Source organism: Pseudomonas sp. S1_G07, from assembly GCF_054668565.1.
In genome coordinates, this window is record NZ_CP162778.1 from 1,353,614 (window position 1) to 1,370,410 (window position 16,797).

Genomic DNA, 16,797 nt, shown 5'->3' on the forward strand with positions numbered 1-16,797 from the left:
ACCGGCATTAATGTCGTATCGGCCCAGTCATTTTTAAGAGTGAATTATGGAAATCGTTTTTCGCAGGACGCGTGTTCGCGCGGTCGCTGAACGGCTGTTAGCGGCTTTTGCGTTGATCGTAGGCGGGCCAGTCGTCCAGGCAGCCGCTCTCCCTCAACCCGCGAGCGTCGCCTTCTGGTACGCCGATCAGCCACCGTTGCCGGAGCTGGCACAATTTGACTGGGCCGTGGTGGAGCCGGGCCACATGACGCCAGGGGATGTCAAAACCCTGCGCACGTTGGGCAGCCAGCCGTTTGCGTACCTGTCCGTTGGCGAGTTCGACGGCAACAAGGCCGAGGTCGAGAAAGCCGGCTTGAGCAAAGCGATTGCTCCGGTGCGCAACAATGCCTGGAACAGTCAGGTCATGGACCTCACATCGACGGCCTGGCGTGAGCATTTGTTCGCCCGTGCCAAGGCCCTCGAGGCGCAAGGTTATGCCGGCCTGTTCCTGGATACCCTCGACAGCTTCCAGCTGCTGCCGCAAGCCTCCCAGGAATCGCAACGCGTAGGCTTGGCCAGCCTGCTGCGTGAGCTGCACAAGCGTCAGCCCACGCTGAAACTGTTCTTCAACCGTGGCTTCGAAGTGCTGCCCGAGCTGGATGGCGTCGCCGCCGCCGTGGCTGTCGAGTCGATCCATGCCGGCTGGGATGCTTCGGCCAAGCGCTATCGCCCGGTGTCGGAATCCGATCGCGAGTGGCTGGAGACCCATTTGCGCCCCCTGCGCGCCAAAGGCATCCCGCTGGTGGCGATCGACTACCTGCCACCCGAGCGCCGTGAAGAAGCGCGCAAACTGGCCAAGCGTCTGCGCGATGAAGGGTTCATCCCGTATATCGGCACGCCTGACCTCAATACCATGGGTATCAGCAGCATTGAGGTCCAGCCGCGACGTATCGCGCTGATCTTTGACCCGCGCGAAGGCGCGCTGGAGGATTCCGCCGGCCACAGCGAACTCGGCGGCCTGCTGGAATATCTGGGTTATCGGGTCGATTATTTTCCTGCCGACAGCGACCTCCCGCTCTACAGCTTCGCGGGCCTGTACGCCGGTGTCGTCACGTGGATGACCAGCGGCCCTCCCCAGGACCCTGCTGCGTTTAATCGCTTCCTCAATGCGCGCCTGGACGAACAGGTACCCGTGGCGTTTTTCAGTGGGCTGCCGGTTGAAGACAAGCTGCTGCTCAAGCGCCTGGGCCTCAAGCGTGATGCGCCGCCTGCGACGCAGGTGGTGACCATTACTTACCAGGACAAGGCCCTGGTGGGCGCATTCGAAGCACCGGTGGTACCGCGCTCGCGTGACCTGACGGCCGTGTCGGTCATGCCCAACGGCCCGACGGTTGCGCTGTCGTTGAAGGGTGCCGGCGGTGATGTGTTCACCCCGGTGGTGGTCGGCAAATGGGGTGGCCTGGCACTTGCCCCCTATCTTCTTGAAAGCAACAACGAGCGCAGCCGCTGGATCCTCGATCCCTTTGCGTTTCTGCAGGCCAGCCTGCATCTGCCAAGCCAGCCACGCCCGGACACGACTACCGAAAATGGCCGCCGCATCGCCACCGTGCACATCGACGGCGATGGTTTCCCTTCCCGGGCCGAGGTGCGTGGCACGCCTTACGCCGGGCGCCACACGCTGGACGACTACATCAAGCCCAACCCGTTCCTGACCTCGGTGTCGATCATCGAAGCCGAGATTTCGCCGCGTGGTGCGTTCCCCTTCCTTGCCCGTGAGCTGGAGCCGATTGCGCGCGAGATCTTCGCCAACCCCAAAGTCGAAGTCGCCACGCACACCTACAGTCACCCGTTTTTCATGCAACCGGAAAAAGCCAAGAAGCGCGAGAACTTCAATCCGGAATACGGCATGAATATAAAGGTGCCCGGCTACGACAAAATCGATTTTCGTCGTGAGATCTTTGGCTCGCGCGACTACATCAACAAGAACCTGACCACCCCGGAAAAGCCGGTGAAGTTGGTGTTCTGGCCCGGTGATGCGCTGCCTTCGGCCGACACGATCAAACTGGCCTACGACGCCGGCCTGAAAAACGTCAACGGTGCCGAAACCATCATGACCAAGGCCAACCCGTCGCTGACCGGCCTGAACCCGTTGCTGCGTCCAACCGCGGGTGGGCTGCAATACTACGCGCCGATCATCAACGAGAACCTCTACACCAACCTGTGGAAGGGACCGTATTACGGCTTCCGCGATTTGATCGAGACGTTCGAACTCACCGACAGCCCACGTCGCTTGCGTGGCTTGCACCTCTATTACCACTTCTATTCCAGCACCAAGCAGGCATCGATCAAGGCCATGCACGAGATCTACGGCTACATGCGCGAGCAGCAGCCGATCTCGTTGTGGATGAGCGACTACCTCGACCGTTTGCATGGCCTGTACCAGGCGAGCCTGGCACGCACAGCGGATGGCGCCTGGCAGATTCGCGGGATGGACGCGCTGCGTACCGTGCGCCTGGACGCGCAAATGGGCTGGCCAGACCTGCTGCAATCCCAGGGCATCGCCGGTGTGCGTGATTTGCCGCAAGGGCGCTACGTGGCGCTGAGCAGTGACAAGGCCTTGTTGGTGCTGCGCCCGGATCGAGACCCCAGACCGGCGCTGGAGGAAGCCAACTTGCCCTTGCTGGACTGGCGTTACCTGGATGAGCGGCGCGTGAGTTTTGCTTTTGCCGGTCAGTTCGACCTGACCTTCTCCGTGCGTTCGGCCAGTGCCTGCCGCGTGGAAGTGGATGGACAACAATTTGCGGGCAAGGCGTCTAACGGCTTGTGGACTTTTCAATTACCTATGAAGCAGGTGAGTAATGGTCAACTCCTCTGCAACTAAGCCCACCCGCCTGCTCAACCCTTGGGCATTGGCGGTGGTAGCGGTGACTGTGGGAGGTCTGCTGTGGGCGACCTTCCAGCGTGAATCCGTATTCCAGCCCGATGGTCGTCAGCCCGATGCGGTATCGGCCAACTATGCCGAGCTGCTGCTGGCGGCGCACCCGGACGACGATCAATTGCGTCTGCAACTGATCGACTTGTTGATTCGTCTCGGTGACTACGCCAAAGCGCGCCAGCATCTGGAGGCGTGGCCCAAGCCTCAGCCTGAAACCCAGGCTTACTACCGTCTTGAGCTGGACGCACTGGTAGCCACCAGCAGCAACGACCTGATCGCGCAGCAGGCGCTGGTCCAGCGCCTGGGTAGCTTCGATCACCGCAAGCTGCCGATGCCTCAGTTGCAAAACCTGGCGAAACGCGCGTTGACGTTGCAGGCGCCTGAGTTTGCCGCCGAGGTTTACGAAGAAATTGCCGCGCGCGATCCGGCGCAACGCACCGAAGCGCTCACGTCAGCCGCGCAGTGGTACATGGCCAGCGGCCAACCGCAGCATGCCGCAGACATTTACTTGCAACTCAGGCGCGACGCCCAGCAACCGACCGCGCGCCGTGATTATGCGCTGTTGGCGTTCAACAGCTTGCTGTCGGCCGGGCACGATGAACAGGCCGCACAGGTGCTGTCCGACGAATTGCCCCAGCTCACCAACTCCCCGACCGACGTGGCGTGGCTGGAACAGGGCGCCGACGTTGCCGTGGCGACCAAGCGCTTTGACCTGGCGCAGCGCGTGCTCAAGCAGTGGCGCGAGGTGCAGCCGGACAACCCGAAAATTGCCCTGAAAGAATTCCACGTACGCCTGGCTATCAACGACCTGGCGGGTGCGTGGGAAACCGGCCAGCAATTGACGGTCGATTACCCGGATGACCCCAAGTTGCTCGAGCAAATGGCGCTCCTGGGCGAATGGCGCGGCGATAACGCAGCGGCAGTCGGCTATTGGATTCGCCTGCTCACACTCAAGGAAGACCCGAAAACCCGCGAACACGCGTGGCGCCTGGCCAGCCAACTGTTCGATTTCGACCGCTCGATCCCGTTGCTCGCCGAAATCATGCAGCAACGCGCGCTCACCGATATCGAACTGGACGCCTTGGTCTACGGCCACGAATCGCGCGGCACGCCCGCCGAGGCCGAGGCCTGGCTGCGGACCTATTTGCGCAAATACCCGGAGCACCGCCTGGCCTGGACACGCTTGTTGCAGAACCTGGATAACACCGGGCAGTTCGCTGCACGAAGCAAGGTGTACAACGACTACGCCAAGCGTTTCACGCTGACCCCGGCCGAGCGGGTGGACTGGGTCGGCACCGAGATGAAGCTGTTTGACGAGCAGGCGGCATGGGAGGTCGTGAAAGCGGATGACCCGACAATCGAAGATCCTGAGTATTGGCACGCCCGCGCTGGCCTGGCCTGGGACCTGGAGCGTGATGAAGACCTGCGCGTTTCGCTGGAGCGACTGCTGGCCGTCAACGGCAAGCTGGTCAGCGGCGATGAAAGCCAGTTGATTTCCCTGTACCGCACCCGCGACCCGCAACGGGCTTTGGCCTTGATGGTCGCCAGTTGGCACCGTGCCCGGGACCCGCAACGTTTGGTCGAAGCGCTGCAGCTCGCCCAGGAACTGCAGGAGTGGGACCAGGTGGCTGACCTGCTGGAAGACGCCAAACAGTACCCGGATGCCTACGAGCAGGCCCAGGTCCTGGCGGTGCGTGGTGCACTGGCAATCGAACAGGGCGACAGCGCCGAAGCCGAGCGTTTGTACCTGTTGGGCCTGTCGCGCTTCCCCAATGACAACCTGTTTCGCGAACGCATGATCTGGATGTATGTCGACCAGGGCGACACCGCGAAGCTCAAGCCGTTGCTGGCCAAATGGCGTTCCAATGCGCGTGAAGACCGCCTGCTCTGGCTGCCGTTCGCCAGTGCCAGCCAGTTGTTGAGCCTCGATACCGAGGCCCTGGCCTGGTACCGCATGTACCTCAAGCTCACCCCGAACGACTGGCTGGTGCAGGCCGCATACGCCGATGCACTGGACACCGCCGGCTACCAGGATGCAGCGCAACGCCTGCGCTTGAAGCTGCTGCGCAACCCCGAGGCGCAGGACCTGCAACCCTCGTCGCAGCGCTACGCGATCTGGCTGCGCTTGATGTCCAGCAGCTACTCGCCCCGCAAGGCACAGCAGGAACTGTTGAAGTGGAAAGACGGTTCGCCGTCGATGAAGCAGATGTGGTTCGAACGCTTGCTGGCGCGGCTGGATGCAACCAACCAGGAATCGCAGAAAGATCAATGGCTGGAATGGGCGCGTAGCCAAGGCCTCAAGGTCGACCGCTACGAGCAGATCCAGGAAGCCCTGCGCAGCCGTAACAAGGCCCAGGTTGAAACCCTGTTGGCCAGCAGCGACCTGAACCCGGCGCAACGTGCCCAGGCACTCAGCCGTTTGGGGCGCGATAACGAAGCCCTGGACATCAGCCTGTCTGCGTTGGGTGACGAGCAGCCTGAATCGGTGCGTGAGCAACTGCGCCGCCAGGCCGTGGAGATCCACGAAAGCACGCCGCAAGGTGCGCTGTTGTCTTATCAGCAGCAGGATTTCGGCGGTCTTTCGTTTGACGCACCGCGCCTGGAAATCGCGCATAACCTGGGTGACAAATGGTACGCCGACCTTGAGATGGAACACGGCAGGTACCAGGGCGACGACGTCATCTCATCGAGGATCGGCAACGAGAGCAACGCCGCCCTGACCCTGCTTCGCTCGGTGGAAAACGGCAGCTGGAAGTTGTTTGCCGATACCAGCCAGCGCAAGGATGAAGACCGTAATGGTCTGGGTGTTTCGCGCATGTGGCAGTTGGGTACCAGCCATCAGTTTGAGACGGGTCTGGACTGGCACCGCAAGAGTGACGACAGCGGGCTGATGCGCGCATTCGGTCAGCAGGACCGGGCCTGGGTCGGTGGGCGTCATGGCCTGACGGCAAGGGACCAGTTGAGCTGGGAAGTGGCGCAGCGTTCGTTCTCTACCCGTCAAGGCGACTCGTTGGGCACTGGGCAAGCGTTGAAGATGGAGCTTAACCATACGCTGGAATTCGCCGGGCCTAACTGGACGGTGCGCGGCGGCATGGACTATCAGAAAAACAGCGTGAAGGATCGGGAACTGGACTACTTGTCCAGCCGCAACGGCGGGGCCATCAAGGTGACGCCTCAGGCGATAGATGCCGACACCGGTCTGCCTGATCCTCTGGATGTGGACCCTGTCACCGGCGCCAACCTGCTGCAAAGCCGCTACGGCCAACTCTACGTCGGCACCACCTGGCGTCGCGGCATACCCGGCGCGCTGGTGCGCACCCAGCCGCAATACACCTGGCTGGTGGACGTGACGGCAGGCTGGCAGTGGACAGACCAGACCTTTAACTACGGCATGAATACCGGCATCGGCTTTGAAGTGCTGGGTGACGACGAACTGGCCCTGACTGTCGGCTACCAATCCGCGCCTCAGGGCGGGGATGGTAAATCCGGCGGCACACTGGGTATGAGCTACGGCGTGCGTTTCGGGCGCTGATTACAGAATCTCTACGGGAGAAAATCTATGCAAGTCATTCGTAACCTGAGCCTGGCGCTGACTGTACTGTTCGTTGCCGGCTGCTCAAGCTTCACCAGTGAAAACAGCCCGAACCTGCCGCGCAATGCGCAGTGGGGCATCGTGCCGATGGTCAACTATTCGCAGACCCCGCAAGCGGGTGAGCGCAGCGAGCAGATCCTGCTCAGTGTGCTCAGCAGTCACGGCCTGCAACCACGGGTTTATCCTGTCAGCACCCAGGGCGAACAAGCCTTGATGGATGACAATGAGCGCCTGGCCGGAGCCCTCGATTGGGCACGCGCACAGAAGCTCGATTACGTGGTCGCCGGCAGCGTGGAAGAGTGGCAGTACAAGAACGGCCTGGATGGCGAGCCGGCGGTTGGCATCAGCCTGCGTGTGCTGGACGCCAAAGACGGCACCGTACTCTGGAGCAAAAGCGGCGCACGCGCCGGCTGGTCTCGTGAAAGCCTGGCGGGTAATGCCCAGACGGTCATCGACAAACTTGTTGGCGCCCTTCGGTTCGAGTGAACGTAATGAATTCTCCACACATGGATTACAGCCTGGCGCCTCGCGCCAGCGGGCCGGTGTCTTGGCTGGAAACGCTGCTGGTGACGGGCTTGGCCATTGGCCTTGGCTTCTGGCTGACGCCCGAGGACCCGTTGCAGGTTCACGGCGGCTTCCCCTGGCCGATCCTGGCGCCGCTGCTGTTGGGTGTGCGTTACGGGTTCGTGCGCGGCCTGTTGAGTGCCGTGCTGCTGGTGGCGGCATTGTTCGCCCTGCGCTACGCCGGGCATGCGGAATATACCCAACTGGAGCCGTCATTCATTGTCGGTGTGTTGGTGTGCGGCATGCTGGTCGGCGAGGTTCGCGATCTGTGGGTACGGCGCCTGGAGCGTCTGCAGATGGCCAACGAATACCGTCAGTACCGTCTCGACGAATTCACCCGCGCCCATCAGATCCTGCGGGTTTCCCATGACCTGCTGGAGCAACGCATGGCGGGCAGTGACCAGAGCCTGCGCAGCTCTCTGCTGGGCCTGCGTGAAAAACTGCGTGGCCTGCCGGTCGAAGGTGACCCACTCAACGACCTGGCGGAGCCGGTCGTGGCGTTGCTGGGGCAATACGGTGCGCTGCGAGTAGCGGGGCTGTACCGCGTCGACGAGACTGAAAAAAACGTGCTGCCGCACGCGTTGGCCATGATCGGGGTGATGGGCGCGCTGGACGTCGACGACGGCTTGATCACGCTGTGCCTGGAACGTGGCGAGCTGGTCAGCGTGCGTCAGGAACTGATTGACGCCGGCCAGTCCGCACAGTTTTCGTCGTTGCAGGCGTGCATTCCGTTGATCGACGCCGAAGGCCGCCTGCTGGCGATCCTGGCGGTTCGGCAGATGCCATTCTTCGCGTTCCAGGATCGTACCTTGAGCCTGTTGTCGCTGCTGGCCGGCCACATCGCCGACTTGCTGCGCCGTGACCCGCAGGTGCTGCAACTGCCAGATGCCGATGCCCAGCAATTTACCTTGCAGCTCAAGCGTTCGCTGGCGGATGTGGAGCAACATGCGCTGCCTGCCGGCTTGTTCGCGTTCGAGATGACTCGCGCCAACGACGAGCTGACTCGCCTTATGGCGCGCAGCCAGCGCGGCCTGGACTTGCACTTGCCGGTGCGCAACAACCGCGACCACGCCCTGTTGCTGGTGCTGTTGCCGTTGACCGCTCCCCAAGGCACCGAAGGCTACCTGGCGCGTATCGGCCTGTTGTTGCACGAGCACTTTGGTATCGACAGCAATTTCGACAGCCTGGGTGTGCGGGTCCTGCCTTTCAACCTGGAGCCTGGCGTCGACCGCAACGGGCTGCGTAACTTCCTTTACAACGAGTGTGGCCTGAATGATCAGCAAGTGGCTGTTTAGCGGAGCCTTGGTGCTGGAGGCGGGCAGTGGCGCCAGTTTGTGGCTCGATGCCCCGCAGTTGCAGCAATTGCTGGTCTTCACCCTCAGCCATGGCCTCGCCTGCCTGATGCTGTGCGCGGCTGTGTGGCTGTTGCTGCCGGCCCGCTATCGCGCACCGCTGCCCTGGAGCCCGCTGTTCATTTTCAGCCTGGCCTTCTTTGTGCCGGTGATCGGTACGCTGGGTGTGATCGCCTCGATTTTTCCGGCGCTGTACCTGCCGCGTAAACGTGACCAGCAAGGCTGGCAGGCCGTGGGCATCCCAAGCCTGCCGTTCCGTGCGAAGGCCCAGACGCGAACGCCGATTTTCGCCGATGGCGGCCTGCAGGACGTGCTGCGTCATGCGCCTGATCCGGACCAGCGCCTGGCGGCTTTGCTGGCGACCCGCCGCATGCCCGGCAAGGAAGCGGTGCCCATTCTCAAGCTCGCCCTGGGTGACCCCAGTGACGACGTGCGATTGCTGGCTTACTCGATGCTCGATAAGCAAGAAAGCGACATCAACCTGCACATCCAGATGTGCCTGGAACAATTGGCCGGCACCAGCCCCAGGACTGCGGGGCCCGTGCATAGCATGCTGGCGCGCTGGTACTGGGAACTGGCTTACCTGGGATTGGCGCAGGGCAGCGTGCTTGAGCACGTGCTCAACCAGGCCAGCGAACATGCCGAGCAAGGCCTGGCGGCGGGTGAGAGCGGCGAACTGTTTCTGTTGGCCGGCCGGATTGCCCTGCAGCGCGGTGAGAACGAACGCGCCGAAGAGCTCTTGCACAAGGCCCAGGAAAACGGCCTGGGTGCTGCCCAGTTGCTGCCGTTCCACGCTGAACTGGCGTTCGAAGCGGGTCGTTATCACGAAATCCCCGGGCTGCTCGCCAGCCTTCCCGAAAAGACCCGCCAGCGGCCACCCTTCGCTGAGCTGGTGAGGAGCTGGGAATGAAAAACAAGGAAGCAGCGCCGATTGCCGACATTTGCCTGCTGCTCGAAGGCACCTGGCCTTACGTGCGCGGCGGCGTGTCGAGCTGGATTCACCAGTTGATCCTCGGCTTGCCGCACATCACGTTTTCAGTGATGTTCATCGGCGGTCAGCGTTCGGCATACACCTCGCGGCGCTACGAAGTCCCGGCGAACGTGTTGCACATCGAGGAAGTATTCCTTGAAGACGCAACGCACCCCACTGGCCTGCGTGGCAACCCGCGTGAAGCCGATGCCCAGCAGTTGGCCGACCTGTACCGGTTTCTGCATCACCCGGACCTGCCCGAGCGCGAGCTGGGCGAGCGCATGCTCAGTTGCATCGCCCAGGGCGACATGACCCTCGACGATGTGCTGCGCAGCCGCGCCAGTTGGGAGACGTTGACCGAAGGCTATCGCCAGCACTGCGCCGACCCGTCCTTCGTCAACTATTTCTGGACCCTGCGTTCATTGCAGTCGCCCTTGCTGATGCTGGCCGAAGTCTCGCGCAAAATGCCGCCGGCACGCGTGCTGCACTCGATCTCCACCGGTTACGCCGGGTTGCTGGGCTGCATCCTCAAACAGCGCTGGGGCTGTAGCTACCTGCTCAGCGAGCACGGGATCTACACCAAGGAGCGCAAGATCGACCTGGCCCAGGCGACCTGGATCGCGGAGAGCTCCGGCCAGGCGCTGAATCGCAGCCTCGATGGCGGGTCGGGTTACATCCGCACGTTGTGGGTGCGCTACTTCGAGCGGATCGGCCAGTTGGCCTACAACAGCGCCGACCAGATCATCGCCCTCTACGAGGGCAACCGTCAGCGCCAGCTCAAGGACGGCGCCGACCCAAGCCGCACCCAGTTGATCGCCAACGGGATCGACCTGTCGCAGTGGGCCTCGGCCATGGAAACCCGTAAGCCAGGCATCGCACCGGTGGTGGGGCTGATCGGCCGCGTGGTGCCGATCAAGGACGTCAAAACTTTCCTGCGGGCAATGCGCGGTGTGATCACCGCCATGCCGCACGTCGAAGGGTGGATCGTCGGTCCTGAAGAAGAAGACCCGGAATACGTCAGCGAATGCCGCAGCCTCATGGCGAGCCTGGGGCTTGAGGGCAAAGTGCATTTTCTGGGGTTCCAGCGGATCCAGGAAATTTTGCCGAAACTGGGCCTGATGGTGCTGACTTCCATCAGCGAGGCACAACCTTTGGTGATCCTTGAAGCCTGGGCTGCCGGTACGCCGGTGATCAGCAGCGACGTCGGTTCATGCCGTGAGTTGATCGAAGGCGGCAGCGCCGAAGACCGTGACCTTGGCGTGGCCGGCAAAGTGGTTGCGATTGCCGACCCACAAGCCACGTCCGCCGCGATCCTGGAACTGCTGCGCAACCCGGAGCGCTGGCAGGCCGCACAGACCAGCGGCTTGTTGCGGGTCAATCGTTACTACACCGAAGCCTTGATGCTGCAGCGCTACCGCGACCTGTACCAGGCCGCCATGGAGAACAGTTAAATGGCCGGTATTGGCTTCGAACTGCGCAAGATCCTTTCGCGCGACTCTTACACCGCAACCCTGCACGCCTACGTCTACGCCGGGCTGATCAGTTCCGGACCCTGGGTGCTGTCCATCATCAGCGTGATGCTGGTGGGCATCATCAGCCTGGGCCTGATGTTACCCAACTCGCTGGTCGGCCAGTTCCTGGTCACGGTGACCTACCTGATGGCCAGCTCATTGATCCTGACGGGTGGCCTGCAGTTGTTCTTCACGCGGTTTGTGTCCGACCAACTGTTCGAACACAAGTACGAAAACATCCTGCCCAACCTGCTGGGCATCTTGTTACTGGTCACGGTGGGTGCCGGCGTACTGGGTATCGTGTTGCTGGCGCTGCTGTTCGATCAGCCGCTGATCTACCGCGTGCTGGTCCTGTCGAATTTCGTGGTGCTGTGCAACCTGTGGCTGGTGATCATCTTTCTATCGGGAATGAAGAAGTACAACCGCATCCTGATGGTGATGGTGGTTGGCTACTCGCTCATGGTGGCGAGCGCCTATCTGCTGAGCTTCCTGCAGATGCCTGGCCTGCTGCTGGCATTGTTGATCGGGCACAGCACCCTGTTGTTCCTGTACCTCTACGACATCCTGCGTGAGTATCGGGCCGAGAAGATGATTGCCTTCGATTTCCTCAATCGTCGCAACGTCTTCCTGAGCCTGCTGGTCACCGGGTTCTTCTACAACTTCGGCATCTGGATCGACAAGATCCTGTTCTGGTTCAACCCCGGCACCTCCAACCCCGTCATCGGGCCGCTGCGCGCCTCGATCCTCTACGACATGCCGATCTTCATCGCCTACCTGGCCATCATCCCAGGCATGGCCGTGTTTCTGGTGCGCATCGAAACCGACTTCGCCGAATGGTATGACCGCTTGTTTCGCGCGATTCGAGAAGGCGAAACGTTGCAACACATCGGCTCACTGAAAGTCGAGATGATCCTGTCCATCCGCCAGGGCCTGCTGGAAATCTGCAAGGTCCAGGGCCTGACCGTGGTGCTGCTGTTCCTCTTCGCACCGCGCCTGCTGGACTGGCTGGGGATCTCCAGCTACTACCTGCCGCTGTTCTACATCGACTTGATCGGCGTGAGCATTCAAGTGGTGTTCATGGCCTTGCTCAACGTGTTCTTCTACCTCGACAAACGCCGCCTGGTGCTGGAGCTTTGCATACTGTTCGCCATGCTCAACGCCGGCCTGACACTGCTCAGCATGTACCTGGGGCCTAGCTTCTTCGGGTATGGGTTTACGTTGTCGCTGCTGATATGTGTATTGCTGGGCTTGGCGCGGTTGTCTTCGGCGTTGGAGGATTTGGAGTACGAGACGTTTATGTTGTCGCGCTGAGTGGGGCGGTAGAGAGGCGAAAGGCACTTGGCGGTTAGCGGCAGGTGCCTTTTGTTTTTTTGGGGATGGGGGCTGGCGCTTTTGATCAATCCTCGTCCAACCCACTCCGCCATCTGCGAAAGGCATAAAAGCCGCTCTCGACGCCACAGCCCGTGCTTTGGTTGCCTTGGCAAGGGTTGAACAGTTCGACGGGCAGTTGCAACGCCGGCCGGGTCCCCATGAGCTGTCCGTTCAACTGCCGGCGTACATCTTGCCATCGCCTTGTTGGTGCCGGATGGAGCAGGGAATGCCAAATACGGTGTTCAGCTGTTCCAGCGAAACACCACAGAAAAGCCCGACAAACGAGTCGGGCTTTTTCAGTGCTCTAATATGAAGCGATTTTTGTCGAAGATTAAGGTTTTGGTTTGGAACTTAGCTGCATACACTCAAGATACTTTACTTTGTCTGATATTACATCTGCATATATTTTGGATAGGCCTGAGTCATCCCCTGCGTCAGACATGAAGTTAGTGCTTTGGAAGGCGGTGTTGTAGATCACCTTGATGCTTTCTTCAGTTTTGAAGGAATCCCTCTCTACTTCGGCGCGAGCAATTTTTTGTAGGTTTAGAGCATCGGCGGAAGCGTCTCTGTTGATCGTGGCGATGATGTCTTCCGCGATCGCTTTATTTTCTAATGTTCTGTAATTTGAAATGCTTTTAGCGATAGCCTGCGGAAGGTTATCATCCGTCAAGCTTTCGGCTCCGGGTACGACTTTGAGCAATTTTATATATGAGGTGCCGGCTTCAGATGCAGAGACTCTCTGAAGTTCATCACCTTTTTTGTTGATGTTTTCTACATATGGGATTGCACATCCAAGTTTATAATAGGCAGCAGAGTAAATTTTTGATTGTTCTTCAAAGTTTCCCCATTTTTTGAATCCTAATGAGGTTAAAATAATAGCTCCAGCTGATTTGTATAAATCCGAGTGTGAGTCTGCTGCTAGTCCTATTGCGCCAACTCCCGCACCCCCTAGGGCTACTAAGTTTAAGGTGGAGCTGTTTAAGTTTGCTCCATTTGCGTATTCGGCCATTTCATTTTGTATGGACATCATCCGACAAATGCTTGGACGTGTAGACGTGCATTTTGTGGTGGATAGATCCATTGAGCGAAGGTTTTTTCCACTGCATCCAAGAAGCATAGATAGCGATATAAGTAAGACTGTTAGCTTGCTCATTTTTATTCCTGTTTTTATAGTGAAGGCAAACTGATATTAGCAGCATTTTTTTAGAGTGTTGCTCTGTTTGAATGCCTTTGATACATCACACTTTGACGTTTTCTAACAGCTCTGACCTTGCTATTAAGCATGGCCTTTTCGTTTCTGGAGGCCCCTATGGCAGCCCCAGGCAGGAGAAGAGAATGGCCAACCCGACGCGCGCGACCAGGTGCAACAATCAACCACGGCGAGCGCATCACCAGTGTGGCGCTCATCGACAACCAGATGGCCATCCGATGGACGACGCAATCCGCCGCAGCGTAGAACGACAATTCCCCGAACTCACCGGCGGTTACCACTTGCCGCGCTTTGCCCGTGTTGTCGCCGTGGCCGACGCTCCGGCCGGCGCCGGCATCTGTGACGACTTCCGGCCGCGCTACGCGGTCGACATTGAGGTCATGGGGCCGGACGGCGAGCCAGATACCAAGCTGCCGATGCTTGCCGGCGTGCCGTTGCCGCTGCCCACCGGTGGCGAGGAAATGGGCATCTATGCGTTCCCCGAGGAAGGCGCCCAGGTTGTGGTGTGCTTTGCCTACGGCCTGCCGCACAAGCCCTATATCCAAACCATTCTGCCCCACGGCCTGAGCATGCCCAGCGTGCCGAAGGGCGACCAGGTGCGGTAGCACAGCGAAGCCTGTCAGGAGCGTGTCGACGCTGATGGCAATTGGCTGCGTCAGACTGACGGCAAGATCCTGGACAAGGCGATAGAGCGGGAGGTAGAAGTGATGGGGAATACGAGGACGTTCCAGAATCACACCAGGACGGTGGATGACCATTCAAAGGAGTCGGTGGGTGGAATCAAGACGATCGAGGCGCTGGGGGCACTCAAGCTGCTGTCGGGCGGATCTTCGAGCTTGGCGGCGGTGGATGACTTGCACCAGGCGACCGGGCGGGACTTGAACCTGGTGGTGGGGCAGAAGCATAACGCCACGGTGGGTGGCGATATGGAGGAAAGGATTCAGGGGCTGCGTAAGGGCGTTGCGGGGGGCAGTCAACAGCTGGTGGCGCCTAAGACGTGGCTGGGGTCCGAAGGGGTGAACGTGCTGCAGATACTTTGTGATTTGCTCGACCTGGTGCAAAAGATGAACATCGAGTTGGCCAGGCATACGCATGGGTCTACTCCAATCCCAACGAATGCAAAGGAATTTTCAGATAGTGCGGGGAACGCCTTGGAGCTTGGAATAGCGCTCAGAAAAGTTACACTTTGATTTAGTCTGCTAATTTAAGTGCGGTTGTAGTTAAGTTAGTACGTCATATCTAGAATTTTGTTGAGGGTCATGAGTCAGGATATAAATTGAAATTGTGTTTGTGATTAGAGTTTTTCGAATCGAGTTGCATTTTTAGATTTCTATAGCTGCCTTTCGTGGAAGGCAGCTATAGATTGGTGGTCTGTATTGTAAACTCTTGCAAATTTTACCATGCTTGATTTTTGCTTAGCTCAATTCTTTCCAGTTCGACTTGCTCCTTCAATAAATCCAGTTCTTTGGATAAATTTACATGGTCTTTGGTTGAGGAATATTCTATGAAGTTGATTTTTAGAGAGTCGCTCAGAACAGATTTAACCTCGGGGCAGAAGTTGTTCGAAGCTGTTACAAAGTAGTGGCTCTGTCCATAAGGATGTCTGTATCTATAATTTTCTAATAGTGATCTGATATCCGGATCGCTCACACCGCATCCAACAAATATGAAGGTGTGGGTGCGAAGGAGTGCATCCAATAGTTCATAAAATTGGCTATGAGAGTTCCGGGCTTTAGCGTAATCGGTTCTAGTGAAAATCAATTTATTCGGTGAGGAAATCGTTCCATGGCTTTTTATCAAAACCCGCTCATGTCGGCGTAAACAATCTGCTATATCATCGTCATGATATATTTTTGTGGTTAGGGCACCAGCCCCTCGCTCACCTGCTGCAGTTTCGTAAATGCTATCAAAATTTGGTGTGATTGCAATTCGTAAGTCTAAATTAAAAAGTGTTTTGTGTATTGGTGCTGCTTTGAAATCCGGAGTATGGAATCGAGCCTTCACGAGGTTTGTAAATTTTTCCTGTTTTATTTCATTTCGAATAACCTCGGCGGCTGTCAGGTAATCTCCTGCTTTAATGAGGGCGTGAATTTCTTTCACTGTCTTCTTTTTTCTAGGCGCGTCTATTTGGCCTGTAGCCTCTGTTAGGAAGTCCGCCCAACTAGGCGGCCTAACACCGTCAATGCCTGATGAGTTCATAGAGACACCTGCGCCAAAAAAAGCACGCAGCGCCTGCAAGCAATGGAATGAATTAAATCCTTGGGCCAGATAGACATTTAAGTCATCTCGTTCATGTTTATACTAAGGCTGGCAGCGATGTCAGAGATGACTTTTTCAAATTGCTTAACTTTATCAAAGTGTGCGCCTACAACCCCGTCTGCAGATTTCAGCATGAATATTGGTTTTGTAGAAGTTTGAGCCATAGGGACCAAACTACTGAAGTAAGGGATTTCGCCAAGCTTGTATTCTAAATTTTTACCAAGGTTTATTTTTTCTATTAGGCTCTTTTTGATAGCGGGCCCAATCCGTTTAATTATTTTCTCGTAGGCATCAACAGGCTGTTTTTTTCCCGCAACGGTTTTAGCAGTGTATTGCTGAGTGACATACCCGAGAAACTTTATTCCTTGAGGGTTTCGTTGGTGCAAACCATCAAAAAGGAAATTTTCGTTATTGTCTTCTTTATAGCTTGTAAGCCCACGTTCTAAACCCTTAGTCCAACTGGTGATCGCTACTTCGATATTCTGAAGACCGCGTAAGCTGAAAATGTCGGACGACATAGGTAAAATAAAATAGTCGCATGATAAAAGTACTGTGCGATTTATCGCCCCTAGAGACGGGCCAATATCAAAAAAAACATAATCGTATTTTTTTTTAGAGGCCCACTCTAGTAATGCTCTAAAAAGAAAGGTTGTTTTTAAACCTCGTTCTTGTCCACTTGTTGCGTCTACCCAGTCTTTTGCCAGGAAATCCTCAGCTAAAGAAAATCTGGGGTCGCCGGGTACTACATCTACACCGAATGATTCACTTTTTTTAATCGGGATATCAGAATAACCTTTAGATTTTTTTAGTGAGGTAACTAGCTGGTTTATAGTTTCACCATCCTTTGAGGAAGAGTATAGGTCGTCAAGTATTTTTTCCTTGAACATATAGGCAGTAGCGTTACATTGTGGATCTGCATCGACTACTAATACTCTTTTATTGCCCCTTAAGGCATAGTACGCAGCTAAGTTGCAAAGGAGAGTGGTTTTTCCTACGCCGCCTTTGTTGTTGAAGACGCAAAAAGCTTTCATTTTATATCCTTTGGTGAGCAATT

General features: G+C 57.7%; 10 protein-coding genes and 1 pseudogene. 8 read left to right on the plus strand and 3 right to left on the minus strand.

Annotated elements, in window-relative coordinates; all coding sequences use genetic code 11:
- Nucleotides 1-46: 46 nt before the first annotated feature.
- The 7 genes from AB4O05_RS06280 to pelG are packed head-to-tail and all read left to right on the plus strand — an operon-like array spanning nucleotide 47 to nucleotide 12,214.
- Nucleotides 47-2,860, plus strand: coding sequence for an endo alpha-1,4 polygalactosaminidase (locus AB4O05_RS06280; protein ID WP_460132208.1), 2,814 nt, complete (start codon nucleotides 47-49; stop codon nucleotides 2,858-2,860).
- Complete coding sequence (locus AB4O05_RS06285; protein ID WP_460132206.1) at nucleotides 2,838-6,446, plus strand: tetratricopeptide repeat protein; 3,609 nt, start codon at nucleotides 2,838-2,840, stop codon at nucleotides 6,444-6,446. Before AB4O05_RS06280 ends, AB4O05_RS06285 begins: the two co-directional genes overlap by 23 nt.
- A gap of 27 nt (nucleotides 6,447-6,473) precedes the next feature.
- A complete protein-coding gene (locus AB4O05_RS06290; protein WP_460132204.1) occupies nucleotides 6,474-6,992 on the plus strand; it encodes a penicillin-binding protein activator LpoB in 519 nt (172 codons plus the stop codon).
- A 5-nt stretch (nucleotides 6,993-6,997) separates the two neighbouring features.
- Nucleotides 6,998-8,365 carry a PelD GGDEF domain-containing protein gene (locus tag AB4O05_RS06295; protein WP_460132202.1) on the plus strand — a complete coding sequence of 456 codons (1,368 nt, stop codon included), beginning with the start codon at nucleotides 6,998-7,000 and terminating at the stop codon, nucleotides 8,363-8,365.
- Nucleotides 8,343-9,332: a HEAT repeat domain-containing protein gene (locus tag AB4O05_RS06300; protein WP_460132200.1), complete on the plus strand. Its 990-nt coding sequence runs from the start codon at nucleotides 8,343-8,345 to the stop codon at nucleotides 9,330-9,332. Before AB4O05_RS06295 ends, AB4O05_RS06300 begins: the two co-directional genes overlap by 23 nt.
- Nucleotides 9,329-10,843: a GT4 family glycosyltransferase PelF gene (gene pelF / locus AB4O05_RS06305; protein ID WP_460132198.1), complete on the plus strand. Its 1,515-nt coding sequence runs from the start codon at nucleotides 9,329-9,331 to the stop codon at nucleotides 10,841-10,843. Before AB4O05_RS06300 ends, pelF begins: the two co-directional genes overlap by 4 nt.
- Nucleotides 10,844-12,214, plus strand: a complete 1,371-nt coding sequence (pelG, locus tag AB4O05_RS06310) for an exopolysaccharide Pel transporter PelG (protein WP_460132196.1) — start codon at nucleotides 10,844-10,846, stop codon at nucleotides 12,212-12,214. It abuts the gene before it with no gap.
- Between the two features lie 391 nt (nucleotides 12,215-12,605).
- Here pelG and AB4O05_RS06315 read toward each other — a convergent pair whose 3' ends face one another.
- Nucleotides 12,606-13,427 (minus strand): hypothetical protein, encoded by an 822-nt coding sequence (locus AB4O05_RS06315; RefSeq protein WP_460132194.1) that lies wholly within the window; start codon nucleotides 13,425-13,427, stop codon nucleotides 12,606-12,608.
- A gap of 275 nt (nucleotides 13,428-13,702) precedes the next feature.
- Here AB4O05_RS06315 and AB4O05_RS06320 point away from each other — a divergent pair.
- A pseudogene (locus AB4O05_RS06320) lies at nucleotides 13,703-14,674 on the plus strand (hypothetical protein).
- A gap of 205 nt (nucleotides 14,675-14,879) precedes the next feature.
- Here AB4O05_RS06320 and AB4O05_RS06325 read toward each other — a convergent pair.
- Together AB4O05_RS06325 and AB4O05_RS06330 are read right to left on the minus strand one after the other, a co-directional pair.
- Entirely contained in the window at nucleotides 14,880-15,683 is an 804-nt protein-coding gene (locus tag AB4O05_RS06325) for an SIR2 family protein (protein WP_460132192.1), read from the minus strand.
- A 77-nt stretch (nucleotides 15,684-15,760) separates the two neighbouring features.
- Entirely contained in the window at nucleotides 15,761-16,795 is a 1,035-nt protein-coding gene (locus tag AB4O05_RS06330; protein ID WP_460132190.1) for a ParA family protein, read from the minus strand.
- Between the last annotated feature and the right edge of the window lie 2 nt (nucleotides 16,796-16,797).

What these genes read in the sequence shown, in the direction of transcription:
- AB4O05_RS06280 (WP_460132208.1), top strand. Translation starts at nt 47, where the DNA reads ATGGAAATCGTTTTTCGCAGGACGCGTGTTCGCGCGGTCGCTGAACGG.
- AB4O05_RS06285 (WP_460132206.1), top strand. Translation starts at nt 2,838, where the DNA reads ATGGTCAACTCCTCTGCAACTAAGCCCACCCGCCTGCTCAACCCTTGG.
- AB4O05_RS06290 (WP_460132204.1), top strand. Translation starts at nt 6,474, where the DNA reads ATGCAAGTCATTCGTAACCTGAGCCTGGCGCTGACTGTACTGTTCGTT.
- AB4O05_RS06295 (WP_460132202.1), top strand. Translation starts at nt 6,998, where the DNA reads ATGAATTCTCCACACATGGATTACAGCCTGGCGCCTCGCGCCAGCGGG.
- AB4O05_RS06300 (WP_460132200.1), top strand. Translation starts at nt 8,343, where the DNA reads ATGATCAGCAAGTGGCTGTTTAGCGGAGCCTTGGTGCTGGAGGCGGGC.
- pelF (WP_460132198.1), top strand. Translation starts at nt 9,329, where the DNA reads ATGAAAAACAAGGAAGCAGCGCCGATTGCCGACATTTGCCTGCTGCTC.
- pelG (WP_460132196.1), top strand. Translation starts at nt 10,844, where the DNA reads ATGGCCGGTATTGGCTTCGAACTGCGCAAGATCCTTTCGCGCGACTCT.
- AB4O05_RS06315 (WP_460132194.1), bottom strand. Translation starts at nt 13,427, where the DNA reads ATGAGCAAGCTAACAGTCTTACTTATATCGCTATCTATGCTTCTTGGA.
- AB4O05_RS06325 (WP_460132192.1), bottom strand. Translation starts at nt 15,683, where the DNA reads ATGAACTCATCAGGCATTGACGGTGTTAGGCCGCCTAGTTGGGCGGAC.